13 protein-coding genes are annotated in these 14,446 nt (G+C 58.7%); 4 read left to right on the top strand and 9 right to left on the bottom strand.

Annotation, left to right across the window (positions count from 1 at the left end; all coding sequences use genetic code 11):
• The first annotated feature begins 177 nt into the window (after positions 1-177).
• Together NANH_RS0100070 and NANH_RS0100065 are read left to right on the top strand one after the other, a co-directional pair.
• A complete protein-coding gene (locus NANH_RS0100070) occupies positions 178-1,599 on the top strand; it encodes an MBOAT family O-acyltransferase (RefSeq protein ID WP_027260224.1) in 1,422 nt (473 codons plus the stop codon).
• A 7-nt stretch (positions 1,600-1,606) separates the two neighbouring features.
• Complete coding sequence (locus NANH_RS0100065) at positions 1,607-2,698, top strand: hypothetical protein (protein ID WP_139236526.1); 1,092 nt, start codon at positions 1,607-1,609, stop codon at positions 2,696-2,698.
• Here the strand turns inward: NANH_RS0100065 and NANH_RS0100060 are convergent.
• The 9 genes from NANH_RS0100060 to trfA form a co-directional block, all read right to left on the bottom strand.
• Positions 2,689-3,081 carry a GtrA family protein gene (locus NANH_RS0100060; protein WP_027260222.1) on the bottom strand — a complete coding sequence of 131 codons (393 nt, stop codon included), beginning with the start codon at positions 3,079-3,081 and terminating at the stop codon, positions 2,689-2,691. The genes NANH_RS0100065 and NANH_RS0100060 overlap by 10 nt on opposite strands.
• On the bottom strand, positions 3,071-4,615 hold the full coding sequence (locus NANH_RS0100055; RefSeq protein ID WP_027260221.1) for a hypothetical protein: 1,545 nt from the start codon (positions 4,613-4,615) through the stop codon (positions 3,071-3,073). Before NANH_RS0100055 ends, NANH_RS0100060 begins: the two co-directional genes overlap by 11 nt.
• Positions 4,612-5,391, bottom strand: a complete 780-nt coding sequence (locus NANH_RS0100050; RefSeq protein WP_027260220.1) for a WxcM-like domain-containing protein — start codon at positions 5,389-5,391, stop codon at positions 4,612-4,614. Before NANH_RS0100050 ends, NANH_RS0100055 begins: the two co-directional genes overlap by 4 nt.
• Positions 5,388-6,374, bottom strand: coding sequence for a glycosyltransferase family 2 protein (locus tag NANH_RS24885; protein WP_051372155.1), 987 nt, complete (start codon positions 6,372-6,374; stop codon positions 5,388-5,390). Before NANH_RS24885 ends, NANH_RS0100050 begins: the two co-directional genes overlap by 4 nt.
• On the bottom strand, positions 6,374-7,492 hold the full coding sequence (locus tag NANH_RS0100040) for a DegT/DnrJ/EryC1/StrS family aminotransferase (protein WP_036048990.1): 1,119 nt from the start codon (positions 7,490-7,492) through the stop codon (positions 6,374-6,376). Before NANH_RS0100040 ends, NANH_RS24885 begins: the two co-directional genes overlap by 1 nt.
• Before the next feature lie 233 nt (positions 7,493-7,725).
• Positions 7,726-8,238, bottom strand: a complete 513-nt coding sequence (locus NANH_RS0100035) for an RES family NAD+ phosphorylase (protein WP_027260218.1) — start codon at positions 8,236-8,238, stop codon at positions 7,726-7,728.
• Positions 8,238-8,585, bottom strand: a complete 348-nt coding sequence (locus NANH_RS0100030; RefSeq protein ID WP_027260217.1) for an antitoxin Xre/MbcA/ParS toxin-binding domain-containing protein — start codon at positions 8,583-8,585, stop codon at positions 8,238-8,240. The genes NANH_RS0100035 and NANH_RS0100030 overlap by 1 nt, the downstream gene beginning before the upstream one ends.
• A 267-nt stretch (positions 8,586-8,852) precedes the next feature.
• Positions 8,853-9,479, bottom strand: a complete 627-nt coding sequence (locus NANH_RS0100025; RefSeq protein WP_027260216.1) for a recombinase family protein — start codon at positions 9,477-9,479, stop codon at positions 8,853-8,855.
• 242 nt (positions 9,480-9,721) lie between these two features.
• Entirely contained in the window at positions 9,722-10,762 is a 1,041-nt protein-coding gene (trfA, locus tag NANH_RS0100020) for a plasmid replication initiator TrfA (protein WP_027260215.1), read from the bottom strand.
• Positions 10,763-11,907: 1,145 nt separating this feature from the next.
• On the opposite strand from trfA, the gene NANH_RS0100010 reads away from it, so the two are divergent.
• Both NANH_RS0100010 and NANH_RS24880 read left to right on the top strand, forming a co-directional pair.
• Positions 11,908-13,200 carry a hypothetical protein gene (locus NANH_RS0100010; protein ID WP_027260214.1) on the top strand — a complete coding sequence of 431 codons (1,293 nt, stop codon included), beginning with the start codon at positions 11,908-11,910 and terminating at the stop codon, positions 13,198-13,200.
• 593 nt (positions 13,201-13,793) lie between these two features.
• Positions 13,794-14,195 (top strand): helix-turn-helix domain-containing protein, encoded by a 402-nt coding sequence (locus tag NANH_RS24880; RefSeq protein WP_051372154.1) that lies wholly within the window; start codon positions 13,794-13,796, stop codon positions 14,193-14,195.
• Positions 14,196-14,446: the final 251 nt, after the last annotated feature.

Genomic DNA, 14,446 nt, shown 5'->3' with positions numbered 1-14,446 from the left:
CCAGAAAAGAATTGATACAAATTGCCACCAGTGCGAGGTGAAACCGAGTTCGGATGACAGGATCAAAGACATAGAAACTGCAGAGAAGGGACGAGTGTGACGACAATCCGACTGACGAGAACAAGAATCAAAAGATACCGCAAACCCGGTTCGTCACAGATCAGGCTCTGACGCTGTATGCTGTTTACCCAGCTGAATTTCTGGCTGTTCTTCGCCATTGTGTCCGCTCTCTATGTGCTGTTGCCCCACAAGGCACAGAACCGGATGCTTCTGGTGGCCAGCTACATCTTCTACGGCGCATGGGATTGGCGCTTTCTGAGCCTGATCCTGCTCAGCACCTTCATCGACTATGCCGTTGGTCTCCGGATGGCGACAGCAACCCGTCAGGATAAGCGCAAACAGCTCCTGTGGATTTCGCTTGCGGTCAACCTGGGCATGTTGGGCATCTTCAAATATCTCGGCTTTTTCCTAGACAGTTTCCAGGAGCTTTTGACCTGGGCTGGATATACCGCCGACCCGTTTACCCTGTCCATTGTGCTCCCGGTCGGCATTTCCTTTTATACGTTCCAGACGCTCAGCTATACGATCGACATCTACCGGCGCGAGCTGAAACCCTGTCATGATTTCCTCGACTTCGCCCTTTTCGTCGCCTTCTTTCCGCAACTGGTTGCCGGCCCGATCGAGCGTGCCAAAAACCTTCTACCCAATATTTCTGCTCCCCGGATCCTGAGCTGGGATGCGCTGGGACGAGGTGCCGTGCTATGCCTGCTGGGACTGATCAAGAAGGTCGTGATCGCGGACGCCATCGCCCCGTCGGTTGACGCGATTTATGCCAGTCCCGATCCAACCCGATGGGATGTCATTCTGGCGACCTGGCTGTTCGCCATCCAGATTTATTGCGATTTCTCGGGCTATACCGACATTGCGCGCGGGGTGGCCAAGATGCTGGGTTTCCGTCTGATGCGCAATTTTGCCCAGCCGTATTTCGCCGTTGATCCGCAGGAATTCTGGCGGCGCTGGCATATCAGCCTGTCCACCTGGTTGCGCGATTACCTTTACATTTCGCTGGGTGGTAATCGCGGTGGGCCGTGGAAGACCTATCGCAACCTGATGGCCACGATGGCTCTAGGTGGGCTCTGGCACGGAGCGGCCTGGAATTTCGTACTGTGGGGGCTGTACCAGGGCGGGCTGTTGTCTATCCACCGCGCGCTTGCCGGAACCCACAAACGCAGCGGGGAGGGGGCGCAGCGCAGCGCCATGGCATGGGTTCGGCGCATTCTGATGATCGCCGTGTTCTTCCAGGCGGTCTGTTACGGCTGGCTGCTGTTTCGGGCGACATCCTTTGCACAGATCGTGGATTTCACCGGTCGCCTGTTCACGGGCCCGCCGGGGCTGACGATTCCGACCATCCCGGCAGCCGCTTATCTGGGTATGGTTGTTCTTCTGGTCTGGGACGTGTTGATTGAACGGACGGGAAATGTACGCTTTTATCAGACATGGCCGATGGTGATCCGGGCCGGTATCTATGCCGGAATGATTTATCTTCTGGCGTTCGGAGCGACCACAGCGACTTCGGCTTTCATCTATTTCCAGTTCTGAGGGGGCTATGAAAAGAACCGCTGCAATGCTTGGTCTGATCCTGCTGTGTCTGGCGCTGCTGGATACGGGCGTTGCCGTGGTTCTGCACTGGGCCGAGGCGCAGGGCCGGATGGGCAGCCTGGTGCGTTATTTCGACTATGGCCGCTCGGTGCCCGGGAAACTGGCCCGATGGGAGGCCGATCCGGACGCACCGGGTAGCCTTTATAACGTGGCCTGGCGACCGGACGCGCTGGCTGTATCGGCTGCGGGTTTCGCCGATGAAGCGACCGACACGGGGCCGGTAATCCGCAGCTATGGCATGTCCTTTGTTAATGACATTATCGCCGCGGCGCGGGACCAGGATCCTGATCTGCTGTGGGACAATCTCGCAGGGCCGGGCGCACCGCCGAATTTCACTTATGCCCTGTTCCAGGAAGATCGTGCCAACCGGCGCCGCGGAGACATCGCGGTTCTGGGTATCCTATCCTCGTCAGTTCCGGCCATGGCTGCGCTCAGCAGCCGAAGCTGGGTGTTCGAGCAACCGGCCCCCTATACCTATCCTATTTTCCAACCGGAAGAAGACGGGCTGAAACGCATTGAGCCGCTGGTGACCAGCGTAGCCCAGGAACATGCTCTGGCCTCCGATCCGGCTCAGGCGAGGGCCTGGGCCGATCAGCTTGCGGAACGGGATGCGTTTTATTCGCCAATCACCTTCGGGGCGGTCTGGCTGGATGCCTCTCCCTTGGCGCGGTTGGTCCGCCGGTCCCTTGGCACTGCCCATGTCTCGCAAACCAAGGCCGATATCCTGGCCGGGTCGGGCTATCCCTATGTCGAGGTTCTGGACCGCATGATCGTCGACTTTGCCCGAACTGCGCGGGCGGATGGGCAGATTCCGATTGTCGTGCTGGTGCAGACCCGAAACCCGGTGAATGTGGATGTCCTGACGGTCGCGCGTCCGGGCCTTGAGCGTGCAAATGTCGCTTATCTGGCCACCGCCGAGCATTTCGATCCCACGGATATATCCGGGTTCGTATCGGACGGGCATTACACGTCAGAGGTCAATGCACGGTTCGGCACGGTGTTTCTCGCGCTTGTGGAAGCGGCCCAAACTCAGCGATAGACCCAGAGCCGGGACAGGACAAAAGACGTGCCGGCGATGATCACGGTGACCAGGATCTGCGCCGGGTAAAATCCCATGTCCATCCGTTCGATCAGGGTGTAAATCAACGTCGCGTTCATGCCCATGCACAACAGATGCATCAGGATATAGCGCACCAGCCGGGTGCCGGTGGGCGTGCTGCCAAAAGTCACGCGGGCCTGTGCCACAAAGTTGAAAGCGGCGCTGGCCACATAAGCGAACAGGCTCAGGATCACGACATTTGCGATAAAGGGGCGCGCCAGGGCGAGGACGATGAAGTAAAGCCCGACCGTGGTCAGCCCCACCAGGCCGAATTTTGTGCCTGTCCAGAGAAGGTCGCGCAGGCTGGCTGAATCAATTTGCATCGGGGGCCTCCAACAGGACATAATGTGGCGTTTTCTGGCGCAGGCGATAGCCTGCCAGAGCCTGTGACAGGATCCCGTCGATGCCGTTTGCATCCGGATCCAGCGGCAGGGACACTTCCTTGGTGTCGATCAGGGCAAAGGCGGGCGGCTTATCCCGCAGATCCTGTGCGATCTCTTGCTGCCAGGCCTCATAGCCCGAGAATCCGGTTGCGGCGAGACCGTCCAGACCGGCCAGTTGGAAGAACCGCAGGCTCGACCGTCGTTCTGCCAGGAAAGGGACGGCAAAGACCCGCCCCCACTGCAGCACGAAAGCGTCTGGCGCGCTGTCATCCCGGATGATCTGTACGGTTTCGGCGATATCCGCCCAGGCGGGACGACGGGGATCTTGCTGCACCGGGGCGAACGGGCCATGCAGCAACGTGGCCATATTGTCCCGGTAGGACCACAGCTTCTTTGCACTTCCCAGGCTTGTCAGCACAACGGTGAGAACCAGCATGGCCATGGCGAGGGTCCGCAAGGCCGGACCAGGGGCATTGCGCCGCCAACCGTTCAGCCCGTCCACCGCCACCGCGATCAGCAGGGTCATCAGGGGCAGCAGACCGCCCAGGTGATAGCCGAACCCCTTGTTCTGGGCGAAATAGGACAGCAATACCGCCGCGATCAACCCGACGATCAGAAGCAGGCCGCGACTCCAGCCCCGCTGCAGGCCCCAGACCGCGCCCCCAAACGCGCCCAGAGCGACAATCCAGTGCCAGGAATTGCTCAGAACGAACAACATGGGCGGCACCAGGCGGCTGCGGGGCTGGGGGACCTGATAGGCTTGAAGATTGAACAGGATGGCCTGCTGGTAGAAGTCGTCGAGCACCTCCAGCTGGGCTCCGTACCAGACCACCGCGCCGATCACGGCAGCAAACCCGAGGCAGAGCGCAAGGCTCTGGCCCAGCCGGGCGGTCCAGACCCGCGCAGGTTCGCCTGCAAGCCGCAACCATTCAAAGACCAGCAGCCCCGCAAGCGCGCTCAGATAGGTGGGACGGATCAGAACCGCCACGGCCACCAGCGCTCCGGCTGTCAGGCTGGCCATGCCTGCCCGCCGGGCCGGGGCGGGGCCCATCAGGCAGAGCGCGCCCAGAAGCACCCCCATGGCGACGATATCGCGCTGTCCGGCGCTCCAGTAGCCCGAGGTGACGTAGATCGCCGGGTAGAGAAACAGAAACACCCAAGGCGCGGCCTGAAAGCCGACACGTTTCAGGAACCCGGCCCCGGCCAGGGTGGACAGCACCAGAAGCAAGGTATCGATGGCGCGGAAAGACCAGAATTCGACCCCGAACAGCCGGATGCCCAGTTCGTGCATGAGCATCTTGCCCGGGAAGTTCTGCTCGACCGCCCCGCTGTAATAGAGATCGCCCTGCAGATGCGACCAGGCGATGTAGTCAAACAGCGCCTGATCCGGCGATACCGGCACGGTCAGATAGAGCGCCCCCAGGGCGGCAAACCACGCGGCCCAGAGCGCCAGCAGCGGCAGGCGTCTTGTCACCGTGCGGCGTCCAGCTCGGTGCGGAAGGTCTCGTAATCCCGAATGTAATCCGCGTTGTCGTAGGCGTGCGAGGCAAAGACCAGCAGCACCGCGTCGCGGGTATAGTCATATTGCGTGCCCCAGATCATCGGCGGCAGATACAGGCCGATATCGGGCCGCGACAGCACCACCTCCTGCCGGTTTTCGCCATCGTCCAGAAGCGCCCGACACGAGCCGCTCATGCAGATCAGGAACTGGTGACAGGCCCGGTGGGCATGCTCCCCGCGCAGCTTTGCCGAGGGCACGTCATAGACGGCGAAATAGCGTTTTGGCAAAAACGGCAGGTCGCGCTCGATCTCGCCGACGGTCAGGTTGCCCCGGCTGGCCTCCAGAACCTGGGGCATCCGGTAGATTGCGGCGTTTCCCACCTCCAGCGGAAGAATTTCGGCGCCGGTGCGGTTGCTGTCCGCGCCGGGACCGCCACCGGAAAAGGTGGTGATATCCTGGGGCAGGGCGGTGGTATAGCCGACCACCTGCGCCGGGTTGCCCTCGGCGATGGCATTGGGCGGGATTGCGTTCAGCACCACGGCGCCGTCGCGGATCTGTGCGCCGCGGCCGATTTCGACTCCGGCAGCAATCACCGCACCGGCTCCGATCTGCACGCCTGCGCGCAGGATGATCGGCTGTGCTCCGGTATCGCTCAGCACGGTGCCGCGCCCGATCCGCACGTTTTCTTCGATCTGGACATTCTGCCCGTGGGTGACGTCCGGTCCGATGCCGGTCGATGCCGTGTTCATCGCGGGCCTCCTTTTGAAACGACCGTGGCCTGTGCCGGATCAATGGCGGGTTGGTTTCCCGGAAATTTTTCAGAGGACATCACGATATGCAGGGGCCGTCCCTTGGTGTTTTCAAAAACGCGCCACAGATAGATGCCCAGCACCCCGAGAGACAGCAGTTGCAGCGTGCTGAAGAACAGGATCACCAGCATGGTCGCGGCATATCCCGGCACATCGATCTGTCCGAAAACGGCGCTCAGGAACACCACCAGCCCCAGAAAGATGCTGATCGCCAGCCCGCCGAACCCCAGGATCAGCAGCAGCGAAATAGGCAGGTCCGAAAAGCTGAAGATGCTGTCCTGCATGTATTTCCACTTCTTCGTGAAGGTCCACGAAGAAGTGCCGATCTCGCGGTCGGCCCGGTCATAGGGCAAACCCTTGCGGCGAAAGCCGATCCAGAACAGCAGCCCGACCAGAGAGCTGTTGCGCTCGGTCAGCCCCAGAATCTGATCGCGCACCGCCGATGTGATGCCAAAGGTGTCGACCCCGCCCTTTGGGATGTCCGGGGCGACAAAGCGTCGGTAGGCCCCCCAGAAGGCAGAGGAGGCCATGCGGGTGTGCCAGGGATCGCCGCGCCGCTGTCGTTCGCCATAGACCACATCGCATTCGTCGGCCGCCAGGGCCTGCTGCATGCCGACGACCAGTTCCGGTGGTTCCTGGAGATCGGCGGCCATCACCGCCATGTTGTCGCCCTTGGCCCGCTCCAACCCGGCGCGGATGGCGGCAAGCGAACCGAAATTGCGCGACAGGGCAACCAGCTGTGCATTCAGCCCGGTGGCCGGCAGGGACTCCTTGAGCACCAGATAAGAGCGATCCGGGCTGCCGTCGACGACAAGGATCACTTCGAAATCGTCGTCGATCTGGTCGCGTAGTTTTTGCACGGCCTCCAGCAGCGGCGGGATATTGGCCTCGTTCTTGTAGACCGGTATGATCAGAGAAAACATCAGCCTTTCCAAGCTCTTACTGTCGATACTACATGTTCCACTTCAGCATCCGTCAGATAGGGATGGATCGGCAGTGAGACCTCGCTTTGTGCAAACCGGCGGGCGTTGGTCAGCGTGCCGTGGACCACAGGCGCGCCCCGGTCGGTCATCGCTTTCTGGTCGGGGATCAGAACCGGGTAATGCAACCCGCCCTGGATGCTGTGCTGTTTCAGGTGATCCAGAAAGGCGTCACGCCGCTCGGGGGCTGTCAGGACCGGGAACAGGTGCCAGCCCGCACCATCGGGGTCGGGCCCCGGCACAGGGGTCGCATGGGGCGTGTCGAGGCCCGCCAGATAGGCCGCCGCGATTGCGCGGCGTCGGTCCAGCCAGGTGTCGAGCCGGGGCAGGAACGCCATACGCAGCGTGGCGGCGTGCAGCTCGTCCAGCCGACTGTTCAGGCCGATCACCTCGTGGATATAACGTTCAGTCTGGCCATAGTTTCGGATCGACCGCGCGGTGTCGTCCATATCCGCATTTGCAGGCAGCAGCGCGCCGCCGTCTCCGATCGCGCCCAGGTTCTTGGTCGGGTAAAAGCTGAAGGCCACCGCATGGCCGTCGGCCCCGACGCCCCGGCCATCCCGGCGCGCGCCGATCGCCTGGGCGGCGTCCTCGATCACCGTGATGCCCCGCGCCGCGGCCATGGCGGTGAATCGTGGCATGTCGGCCAGATAACCATAAAGATGTACGGGGATGATGGCGCGGATCGACGGATCTTCGGCCAGAGCAGCCTCGGCCGCGTCCGGATCCAGCAGCCCGTGGCCATCGGTGTCGCAATAGACCGGCTCAGCCCCGGCGCGCAGGATGGCAAGGCCGGTGGCAAAGGCGCTGAGCGGCGTGGTCAGCACCCGGTCGCCGGGGCCGATGCCCGCCGCCCGCAATGCGATTTCCAGTGCATCCATCCCGTTGCCGCAGCCCACTGCGGTGTCGCGGCCACAATAGGTGGCCAGATCGGCCTCGAACGCGGCGACCTGCCGACCCAGAATATACCAGCCGCTTGCCCCGACCTGGGTCACGGCAGCGGTGTAATCGTCCTTGCAGTCCGCCCACAGGCGATCAAAGCTATTCGCGGAAACTTCCATAAGGCCCTACATAACAAACAAAACCCGATAAGCACATCAACCGACAAAGTGTTGGTTTTAAGACATTTAGCGTGCCACACGAAGGCTTTTAGCACAGGCGTGCCCGATTGCATCGACAATCAGGCCGTTGCCGTGCAATCGATGCCAAAGCGTTGCAACATGTCCGCCGCCCGCCCACGATTGCGGATATCCGGACTGTCTGCCTGTCCGACCCGCGCCAGAAGTAAGTTCTATTACGGGGGTGCCGGTGGATGGCGGAGGCGGTTTTCCCCATCGATCAGCAGGACCTGGGCGGGAGGCTCGGCCCCCCAGGTCCACAGGACGACATTACAGGCGTCGGCAGGGGCTCCGGGGGCATAGCTGGGCACACGCACGCCGCAGAACCCTGCGGCGATCAGATCCTCTGCGAAGGCCTGCGTTGGCGCGATCCCCTCAAGCTCCATCTGCATGGCCCAATCCTTGAGCGCAAGATCAGCGGGTGTGACTCCGAAGCGATCCAGCGCGTCCGGTTCCGTGGCATCGAACAGGGGGTCAAGATCGACATCAAAGGCAACCAGCGTCGTTGGCATCAGGGTGCCGGCCTGGTTGGTCTCAAGGATGGTGGTTTCGATTGCACAGGACAGATACAGAGCGGGGCGGCCAAGCCGATTGAAACGGCCTCCCAGGTTTGCGGCCCCTTCGCCTGACAGAGGTCTGTAGGCCCAATAGGGGTTCAGTGCCCGATAGAGCGTGCCCCGGTAATGCACTACGCCATGATGCCCGCATCAAGGCGATCCAGATGGCGGTGCACGAGATCGGCCCGACCGTCGCGGACAAGCTGCATGGGTGTCACCGCATATCCCGGCAGCGGTGTTGAGCGATACCAGGCATAAGCCAGAAGGTCCGACCCGAAGCGGGGGCTGACCCGGCGAATGATTTCGATCATTTCCCGCAGGCGCTTCTGGGTCTTGGGGTTTCCGATCCTGGCCGAGCGCACCAGGGCATCCCGCCCCAGACCTGCGGTCTGGGCGATCTCGGCGACCGTTGTGCGCAGCGTTTTCGCCACAAGCTGCGGCGCAAAGAGGCCGTCGGTAGAGACGGATTGAAGGTCCATGATAAACCCCACTCAAAGTGACTGATAGTACGTCAATATCTGTGTCAGAATATGGAAAGGTCAAGACACCAACGCGCCCGTACGCTTGTTCCTGCCGAGGAAGATAATGTCCTAGGAGATCGGCCAGGACCCCTTCATTGCCTAGCTTCAACACAGCCAGCTGATCCTCATTAACCCCACCAAACGATTTGGATTTTTCGACACTTACGGCACGATCATAAGCATGATTATTGGCTATGCCCACGGTGTTTAAACGGCGCTTTTCGGTCAATTGTGCCTTTCTTCCCTTCCGGCATTTTTCAGTAATTCTCGAGCTGCGGTCTTCAGCGATCCGTCGGCATGGACATAGTGATACAGGGTTGAGGGTCGGATCCCGCCCAATTCCTTGCAGATCTCGGGAATGGACCGTGTGCTGTCGGCCATGAGATGCGTCGCATAGCGCAGCTTGTCTACAGTCATGACCCTTGGCCGCCCGCCTTTTCGACCTCGGGCACGGGCCGCGACCAGCCCTTCGTTCACCCTTTGGCGGATGATGTTGCGCTCCATTTCAGCAAAAGCCGCCTGAATCTGCAGGAAAGCCCGGCCCGTCGGGGTCGTTGTGTCCATCGGCGCGTTTAGCGCGCGGAATGCGATGCCACGCGCTTCCAGTTGATCTATCAAAGCAATCAGCTCGCCAGCCAGGCGGCCAAGGCGATCCAGATCGAGCACGACCAGCACATCTCCCTTGCGCAAGAAATCGAGACAAGCTGCAAGACCGGGGCGTTCGGCCTTGGCACCGGAGGCTCGGTCTTCGAATATCCGCTCACACCCAGCTGCGTTGAGCGCATCGAGTTGGCGGTCGAGAACCTGTACGCCCTCGATGGTGGAAATCCGTGCGTAGCCGATCAGTCCCATGGTGATGCCCTCTCGAAGAATTCACGACAAACCTATTTGGCGAAGTTATTTTCGGCAATTGATTTATACAGGGTTTTCGTAGAAGCGAGGTCGTATTAGTACTACTCGCTCAGCCGTCGGGGTTCGCATCACGACAAACATGTGTTTATCGTGGTGTTGTATTTTGTGTCCTGTTGGGGGCATGACCTTACGCTCTGGTCGGGTCTTGAGCAGTTACTGTCGGAGAGGCGAGGCGGTTCTGGCTAAGGTCTTCCGCGTCTTTCGAATACCTTTTTGCAAAATCCAATGAAGGCGGCATTGGGGTTGCGGGGTGGTTCCGTCATCCACCCCCGCCATTCCTGTTCGAGGACATGCACATCCCATCCCGGGGCGACTGCCCGGGCGTCATGGTAGGCTTCAGGATCAAGCCGGATGTGTGAGAAGGCAGCGGCCGCGGTTCCGACTTGATCGTTGCGCCGGTTCGTAAAGGTCACCATGTCGTCTTCCATCCGAACGGCATAATCGGGCATGTGGGCATGTTGCCCATCCTGACGCACGATATTCATGACCAGGCGGCGAAACTCCTTTTCAGTAGAGCTGGAACCGCACTTGGCTTGCAGTTTCGCGAGCCCGATCTTCCATTCCTTTTTGGCACCGCAATGCTTGCGGGCAAGCTCATAAATGCGTCTCTCCAACGGTTTTCGCAGGCGGAAATAATCGCGATGCAGGGTCAGCACTTCACGATGGCGGATGGCGTTGAACACCCAATCCGAAAGCCTGATTTCTACTTCCTGCATCCTTCCGTCGCGTGTTTCGCGAACGATCCTGAACCGGTCGATTAATCCGAAACCATCGAACTCTTCCTTGCCGCCGGTGATAAGGTTGGTCGTGATCACCGTACCCTGTAGGCGCTCCAAGGCAGCCCTAAGCTGTTCATAGCCCCGTCCGTCCGTTCCACGATTTGTAGCCTTCAGCAGGTCATATGCCCGGAAGCGAATGGTCGATCTGACCTCACGTTCCTCGTTCAAGGCTGCGATGCACTGGCTGATACAATAAATCAGCACGTCCCGGTCATGGACTGTTGCTAGTCCCTTCATTGAAGGTGTGACCTCGACGAAGTTTTGCCCACTTTCATACCGGCGGATGTGTCGGTCCGGCTTCGTTGAAATCGAGAAAATCGGGTGCTCCATAGATGCCATATCGCCCTTCGGCACGGCATCGAAGATATCGCAGACAAAGAAGTCTGCCTGCTGCATCCGATCCGGCAGAAGCGGAGATCTCGAATTCGTGTTATCACCCACCATGCTTTACGTTCGTGCTTTCACACACCGCAGTCAAGAGTTTCGTGCTTTTACCCACCATCTTTCGTGTTATCACCCACCATTTTTCGTGCGTTTACCCACCAGAGCCTCTGCAAACATTATTAGTTTCAGAGGGTTAGCCTCAACTATCTGGACCGTAACACAGATTCTAACACATATTTAACACCCATGAGCGACCAGGCCCCTGTGGATAACTTCACGGAACACCTACAATTCTGATCACCCCACTGGCATACGGCCCTCTCCAAGGATTGCTTGGCGGTTTGGATTTTCTTGCCGGCATCGCCCCATAGAGAGATCGCCCAATCTCTAGGACTTCCGATTTTCCATCTTCCTGCGCTCTCGGCGCGGAGCAAGCCTTTCCCTGGAAACCTTCATTTCTCAAGGCTGACATCAACCCAGAACACCCAGCGAAACATCACCACTAACCCCTATGAAAAACCCCAAAACCGCCCGGGATTAATACGGGGTCAATATGGGGTAAAACCGTGCAAGAGACCGAGAATGTTTGATCTCAATAATATGAAATATTCGGTATTTCTGATGGCGCTGATGCACTCTGTCCTCGACCGCCTTGTTGCCTCGATCTGCCATCTGGGTTCCCGCGTCGTTCGGAGTTGAAACGTTGCAATACGACCTCGATTATACATCGCCCCTTTCGGAGCGCTATCTAGGATCAGCGACCTTGACCCGGGTTCCAACTGTTTGAAGCTGGTTGCCAGATCAGACTGGAAGGACTGTCTGGAAACTCCCGTGTCACCGGGGAGGTGTGTAGGGGGCCATGAGAGCGCACAGGGTGACCGTGGGTGGTGTCTATCGTGTTTTGGCGGAAAACCCTACTCCCAGCGATGACGCCTGTCAGCGGCGCGCTCTGCCGGCCTGCGGCTGCCTCCTGTAAGACCACCTTCTCTTATCGACCAACCCAAAGGGAACAGACCTTCCGATCTATTCAACCCTTGTAGGTATCTACCTGAATGTGTTCTGGCCGGTCAGGTCCGGACCTGGCCTTTCCCTGTTCCGGTTTCGTTGCTTACTGATCCGTGTATCGCATCACGTTCTATCGAGGTCACGGCGATTTCAGCCGCGCCAACTCAAGCCCACACAAACAATGAGGCCGCCAGACATCTATGACACGGCTGAAAATCCCCCTGAAGTTCAACAAAGCTCCGATCTGGCCCACACATCTGGATCCGCCCGCCCTGCGTTATTCTCAGAGCACCTACACAGCAGCATCAGGCGCAAGCCCACAGCCGGTTCTAGATGGTCGTAGCATTCTCAGCCCTGATATCGATCTGAACGACTTCAGATGCACTGCAGTGATCGATTGGATCGAGGTTCGTATGCAAAACACCCCGGGTCTCCATCAGGCTCGGAATATTCATTTCCACGCCAAGAAGATGCTCGATAAGCTTGGTTCGCAATCAACCATCTTTGTCTCCGGACCTGACGGAGAAACCGGATACATCGGTCACGATTTCATTCTGCGTCTGCAACAGCCCGTGGCGCGGGAAATGATGGAGTTTCTTGAGGAGATGCTTCAGTACTACAGACCACGCAACCCTACGGTCATGGCGCTGCCGATTGCCGGGACCGAAGTTTCGGTTGATTTCAGGGTCAAGCCCAAACCTGGTCGAGATCAGGATGCAAGCAACCTGCTGCGCTGGCGCATGGCCGATACGCTCAGGCGACACCTGCGCCTGGGGCCGGTTCTGACAGAGGAAGTGCGTTGCGCACCAAGGTATTACATTTATCTAAATGGTAGGGACACGGCCATATTTAACATTGATAGAAATACCTCGGATTTATCGGGCAAGTTGAAGGTCGAAGCAACCCGGCTAGGGCTGACACACGATAAGGTGGTCCCTTTGCGGCGAGCCTCACACAGGTCCGCTCCCATCGACACGACCCACTATATCGGTGCAGAGGAATTTGCGGTCATGCTGCGCGTCATGGATAAAACAACCGACAGGCGAAACCCCAGTTCCAGCAGCGCGGTCGACCTGTCACCGGAGGAGCGGCGCGCCAGGATCGAAGTGAGGCTCAAGAACACAGATGAACATGCGGTATTGGGGGTAGTGGGGCTGAACACGGTCGGTGATTTGTGCCGTGTCGATTTCAAGAAAATGAGGAAGCCTTTCTTCGAGTTCTTTCTCCCGACGGTTGGAACCACCTGCGATACTCTTTCATTGTCAGTTTCGGTCTCCGCAAGTGAGACAGATGTTTTTGCGCGCAGCGGTGTTTATGGGTTGGATCGGCTCCACCGGAGTATCGAAGCGATCAACCGCGCCAGGTATACGGCTAGGGAAATATCAACCCGCCCAACGAAGTTGGGAAAGAAGGGCAGGTTGATGTCCTATGTGGAACTGAACCGCAAGGTTGACCGGGCTCTCAGGGCGCTTTCGCGTCACTGGCGGGTTTAGGTGTCTCCATCCGAAAGAACCATTGATATGCTTTCCCATTAGAGTGATGCGTCGGTCTTCGTCTCTTGGCCCCTGGCGGGTCCTTCGAACTGCGACAGCCGCATCACTCTTTCTGAGTTCGACAAGGAAAGGGTGAGAAGGTGGTTCGTGCTGACAAACTGATTTCAATTTGGTTCAGGTAAGAGATATTTCGCGACTTCTGAAGCTTAGTGAGTACGGAATACTAATAAGTTATTATGAACAGCAGTTTTTACTATCCGCCAGCGTGTGCAAAGATTCCTGTTGCGCCCAACCATAGTTGACCCGGATCGACTTCAAGCGAGCGAATGGTCATCGTTGCTCGATTGGGTTTTTGGTCAACAAAAGTTCACGGCATTAGATATCCTCAGCTTGGTTCGGGTAAGGCGCTGTGTCAACGAAGGTGTCCTATTGGTGCGCCATCTCGCGCGAAAACCTGCTGCAAGCAGCCTATGTCGCCACATGACCCTCTCAGGCATCGGGGAGGGGGGCGGCGGCCCCGGCGATCTGATGCGGACATCTCCCTGCTGACTAGAACAGCACATCAGCAATCAAACAGCTTCAGGAGATATCCCATGAACAGTATTTACAGTCCCACCGCCATTCTTCTTGAAAAGGCAATCGATGCATCTGAATTGACGCAACGCGAAATCGCGGATCGTGTAGGCTTTAAACACGCCAACATTATCTCGATGCTCAAGTCCGGCGAAACCCGGGTTCCGTTGAATCGCATTCCCGCCCTGGCCCAGACCCTTGGCATGGACGAAAAGCATTTCCTGATCATCGCGATCCAGGAATATCACCCGGGTGTGCATGAGGTCCTCGTGGATGTTCTTGGACTGCCCCTGTCGGATGCCGAGCTCGGAATCGTCACGATGTTCCGTATGGCTGACCTGCGAGATGAGATTGAGACCGAAGAACCCTTCAAGCAGGCGTTGGAAGGTTTGTTGGCTCTGGCCGGGATGGCAGGCAAATGACACGTTGACACCGGCCAAACAGAGAGCACCGGGGCGGTTGCGTCTTACGCGGATCTCTCGGTAAATCTCCCCTGTTTTCCAGAAAGCTCTGGCGACGAACACCGAAACTTCTTCAAGGTCTTTGCGCTACGCAGGCGGGTCCAAATTCATCCGCTTCAACAACCGGATTGTAAGACTGAAAGTGTCGTTTGACCTTTTACTGTCGGCTTATTGTCGGCGGCTCCGGGGGCCACTGATCCCCGGAGCCGCCA

Origin of the sequence: Sedimentitalea nanhaiensis DSM 24252 (assembly GCF_000473225.1) — a bacterium.
In the GTDB taxonomy this organism is placed as follows: domain Bacteria; phylum Pseudomonadota; class Alphaproteobacteria; order Rhodobacterales; family Rhodobacteraceae; genus Sedimentitalea; species Sedimentitalea nanhaiensis.
Note: the sequence above shows the minus strand (reverse complement) of the source record. Positions and strands in the feature narration are given on the sequence as shown.

What these genes read in the sequence shown, in the direction of transcription:
- NANH_RS0100070 (WP_027260224.1), top strand. Translation starts at nt 178, where the DNA reads ATGCTGTTTACCCAGCTGAATTTCTGGCTGTTCTTCGCCATTGTGTCC.
- NANH_RS0100065 (WP_139236526.1), top strand. Translation starts at nt 1,607, where the DNA reads ATGAAAAGAACCGCTGCAATGCTTGGTCTGATCCTGCTGTGTCTGGCG.
- NANH_RS0100060 (WP_027260222.1), bottom strand. Translation starts at nt 3,081, where the DNA reads ATGCAAATTGATTCAGCCAGCCTGCGCGACCTTCTCTGGACAGGCACA.
- NANH_RS0100050 (WP_027260220.1), bottom strand. Translation starts at nt 5,391, where the DNA reads ATGAACACGGCATCGACCGGCATCGGACCGGACGTCACCCACGGGCAG.
- NANH_RS24885 (WP_051372155.1), bottom strand. Translation starts at nt 6,374, where the DNA reads ATGTTTTCTCTGATCATACCGGTCTACAAGAACGAGGCCAATATCCCG.
- NANH_RS0100040 (WP_036048990.1), bottom strand. Translation starts at nt 7,492, where the DNA reads ATGGAAGTTTCCGCGAATAGCTTTGATCGCCTGTGGGCGGACTGCAAG.
- NANH_RS0100030 (WP_027260217.1), bottom strand. Translation starts at nt 8,585, where the DNA reads ATGGACCTTCAATCCGTCTCTACCGACGGCCTCTTTGCGCCGCAGCTT.
- NANH_RS0100025 (WP_027260216.1), bottom strand. Translation starts at nt 9,479, where the DNA reads ATGGGACTGATCGGCTACGCACGGATTTCCACCATCGAGGGCGTACAG.
- trfA (WP_027260215.1), bottom strand. Translation starts at nt 10,762, where the DNA reads ATGGTGGGTGATAACACGAATTCGAGATCTCCGCTTCTGCCGGATCGG.
- NANH_RS0100010 (WP_027260214.1), top strand. Translation starts at nt 11,908, where the DNA reads ATGACACGGCTGAAAATCCCCCTGAAGTTCAACAAAGCTCCGATCTGG.
- NANH_RS24880 (WP_051372154.1), top strand. Translation starts at nt 13,794, where the DNA reads ATGAACAGTATTTACAGTCCCACCGCCATTCTTCTTGAAAAGGCAATC.